We start from the raw sequence: 3,282 nt of genomic DNA, 5'->3' as shown, positions 1-3,282 counted from the left end.
CAGCCGCTCGGCGCGCAGCAGGAAGCCCGCCGGGCGATGGGGGCGGAGGCCCACGGTGGTGCGGATGATGCGGTTCGGGTCCACGCGCACCGGCGCGAGCCGCAGCGGCGGCCGGCCCATGGGTGTCGAGCGCACTCCGCACGCGCCGAGCCCGCTCCCGAGCAGCCCCAGGCCACCGATCTTCAGCAGCGTTCGTCGGTCCATCATGTCTCCGGCCCATTCTGCCATGGCAGGTGTCTTCGCCGAAGTCCCATCTTGGATAGCTGGCCGACAACGGGCAACTCTGCCCCGCGCGCCTTGAAGAGCGGCAGCCGGTCGGCTAGCCGGCGCAGCGTTACCCGGGGAGGACGAACCCCACCGCGCGGTCCACGTCCCGGATGTCCACCACTGCTCCGTCGCGGAAGTCGATGACGATGCGCCACGGCCGGGCGCTCCCCTCTCCCGCGATCGGTTCCAGCCACGCGCGCTCGATCCAGCGCACCCGCAGCAGGGCATCCTCCAGCGCCGCGAGCTGAAGGTCGGTCTCGGGTCCTGCATCGATGTAGTAGTTGACGGTCTCCACATCGAAGGGGTGGTTGATGCGCCAGCGGTTGAGCGCCTGGTTGACCGTCACGAAGTCCGCACCCGTGTCGATGAGGTGCTGGGCGTGGAAGCGGAGCAGCATGTCGTTGTGCTTGGGATTGCGGGCCAGCGCCTCCTCCAGGAAGCGCTCGTACTCCGCGACATCCCCCGACGCCAGCGACTGCATCCCCTGGATGAACTCCGTGTCCGCCTCCTCCGGAGTCACCCGCACCAGCACCTCCGCCAGCGCGCGCCCCTCCTCCGTGAACCAGCCCGGAGGCTCGGAGCCGCGCGAGAGCCACCACTCGCGCCCGCCCACGATCAGGCAGAGCCCGTAGATGACGAGCAGCAGGCGGTATTTCCGGTGCCACGGCATGCTACAACCCCTTCTGCACGCTCTTGTCGCGCACCTTCCAGATGAAGGAATCCACGTAGTAGTGGGTCAGCGCGTACGCCGCGATCAGCGTCTCCGCGAAGAGGGCGTAGCTCGCCGCGTAGTCGAGCCCGGCGATGTTGAAGTTCTGGATGGCCGCGTAAGGCGCAAAGTTGACCACCCCGAACCCGAACTCGTCGAGCGGCCGGTTGATCATCAACTGCACGACGATGGCGTACGCGCCCCCGCCCAGCAGGAACCACTTCAGCTTGCCCTTGCCCGCCAGGCGGCTCCAGAAGCCCGGCTTCGACACCTTCAGGTCGGCTTTGCGCCTCATGAAGAAGTAGACCATCACCATGTACTGGACCCCGTGCATGATCCGGTGGGCCACGTTGTAGATGAGGATGGAGTTGGTGTGCCAGGCCGCGAAGTACCACAGGAAATAGCTCGCGGCGATGAAGACGTACTTGATGGGGTTGATGCGCCCGCCGTTCTGCACCAGGCGCCACAGGTGCACCGCATAGCACGCCAGGTAGATGCCCAGGGCGAGCCAGGCGACCTGCTGCAGCGTCTCGACGAAGCCCGCCGAGACGGGAATCTGCATGCGGTGCAGCTCGCGGATCCACAGGTGCCTGAACATGGGCGCCTGGATGAACATGTTCAGGTACAGCGTCCAGTGCAGCGCCAGGTCCCAGCGGCCGGTGGAGGGCGTGCCCGCGCCCGCCTTGAAGTCGTAAATGCGGCTGAACCCGTGCTGCTGCATGATGCTGTGCTGATGGTCCCAGGCCGTGACCATGAGCAGCAGGGTGATCGGGGCCCAGGTGAGTCCCGCGGCGGTGAGCCCGAAGATGACGAGGGGACCGAGGACGAGCCGGTCCTTGAAGCGCGCCCACTCCTCAGGCATGCCGTAGCTGCGCACCCAGCCCGCGTAGTGGTGCGGCACCGTGATCCACAGGTTGACGGAGGCCACCACGACGTACGGCAGCCACATCTGGAAGCCCAGGGCGATCGCCACCGCCAGGAAGGGCAGCCCCAGGAACCACACCAGGTCGAGGCGCGGGTTCAGGATATAGCCGGTGCGGAAGGGAGATCCGCCTGACCGATTGCTCTGTGCGGGCATACCTGGCTTGCGTGGCGAGTATCACGAGGCGATCTCGGCCATGTCCTGCTGCCAGGCGGAGTCGCCGCTGAACATCGCCAGCCGGCGGGACCGAGGTCAAGACGCCTTTGTGGGCTCCATTTTTCGTGGTGGAACCCGACCCCTGGAGCGTCTCCGCGTGGCCCTTGAGCCAGGGGCCGCCGGCGCGGATCGACCAGAGATCCGAGGACCGGATGGTACGAAGTCCTCCTTCATTCGCTCCTGATGCAGGAGTCAGTCGTCTTCTCAATCGACCCATGAGGAGGTTTCCAATGAAGCTGCTATCGCTCGTGCTCACTTTCGTGCTGTTCGTCCTCGCCTCTACCTCTCCCGCCTCGGCCCAGGCCACGTTGTCCCTGACCGGCGGCGTCAACCTGTCGACGCTCGCTGCCGACGCCCCTTCCGCCCGGGACGTGTGGCACTCCGAGTCCCTCGCGAGAATGTCCATCGGGTTGGCGGCGACCGTGCCGGTTTCGAGGCACCTCGGGGTCCAGGCTGGTGTCGCCTACGCGCAGAAGGGCGGTCGGCTGAGCGGGCTGGACAACCGCCAGCTGTCCTGCGACTTCGACGCGTCGGGCTGGCTCGGAGCGGAGCACGTCGCCGCCGCCGGCAGCTGCGACGCGGGACCGGACGAAATCGAAGCCGTGATGGACCTCGGGGTCGCCCTGGGCGGAGGAATCGCGGTTGGGGTGACGGACCGGGCCGATGTGAGCGTCGACCTGCTCTACACGCTTGGGCTCATCCCCATCGGAGGGGGAGACCGGTACTGGAGCGGGCCAAGGCACCGCGTCCTCACTCTTCGGGCCGGCATGGCCCTGCCGATCGGCTAGGGGTCGAGCGACCCTGTCGAGTGGCCCTCGCCAGAACAGTCTGATCACACACATGTTGGGGGGTGGGTGCGGCTAGCTCACCTGAGGATCCGCGAAGAGGAGTAGGGATGTCGCGCTAGTGAACCCGGATGCCTGTCATTGGGAGGCTCGCATGCGTCTGCTGATTTCCATGATCGCCTTGTTGCTCTGCGCGCCGGGCGTGGCACGGGCGCAGGCCGCGTGTCCGACGCCATGGCGGCTGGAAGAGCTCGTGCGGATCGGCTCCGCGGAAAGCACGGATCTCGTCGCCGGTGTTCGGGACCTTGCGATCGGACCGGATGGCGCCCTGTATGTCGCACAGGCCATGGTGCCGGCGGTCACGGTCTTCTCTCCCGATGGCA

At 66.9% G+C, this 3,282-nt stretch carries 5 protein-coding genes; 2 read left to right on the top strand and 3 right to left on the bottom strand.

Annotation, left to right across the window (positions count from 1 at the left end; all coding sequences use genetic code 11):
• The 3 genes from OXU32_16740 to OXU32_16730 form a co-directional block, all read right to left on the bottom strand.
• On the bottom strand, positions 1-207 hold a 207-nt coding region (locus tag OXU32_16740), incomplete at its 3' end, for a D-amino-acid oxidase (GenBank protein MDE0075604.1).
• A 127-nt stretch (positions 208-334) separates the two neighbouring features.
• Positions 335-937, bottom strand: a complete 603-nt coding sequence (locus OXU32_16735; GenBank protein ID MDE0075603.1) for a hypothetical protein — start codon at positions 935-937, stop codon at positions 335-337.
• Between the two features lies 1 nt (position 938).
• Positions 939-2,054, bottom strand: coding sequence for a hypothetical protein (locus OXU32_16730; GenBank protein ID MDE0075602.1), 1,116 nt, complete (start codon positions 2,052-2,054; stop codon positions 939-941).
• Positions 2,055-2,344: 290 nt separating this feature from the next.
• Here OXU32_16730 and OXU32_16725 point away from each other — a divergent pair, with 290 nt between their 5' ends.
• Together OXU32_16725 and OXU32_16720 are read left to right on the top strand one after the other, a co-directional pair.
• A complete protein-coding gene (locus OXU32_16725; GenBank protein MDE0075601.1) occupies positions 2,345-2,902 on the top strand; it encodes a hypothetical protein in 558 nt (185 codons plus the stop codon).
• 151 nt (positions 2,903-3,053) lie between these two features.
• A partial coding sequence (locus tag OXU32_16720) for a hypothetical protein (protein ID MDE0075600.1) occupies positions 3,054-3,282 on the top strand: 229 nt, incomplete at its 3' end.

This window comes from Gammaproteobacteria bacterium (genome assembly GCA_028819075.1).
Taxonomy (GTDB): Bacteria; Gemmatimonadota; Gemmatimonadetes; order Longimicrobiales; family Gaopeijiaceae; genus BD2-11.
The sequence above is the reverse complement of the archived record's forward strand: the minus strand, read 5'-3'. Positions and strand labels throughout refer to the sequence as shown.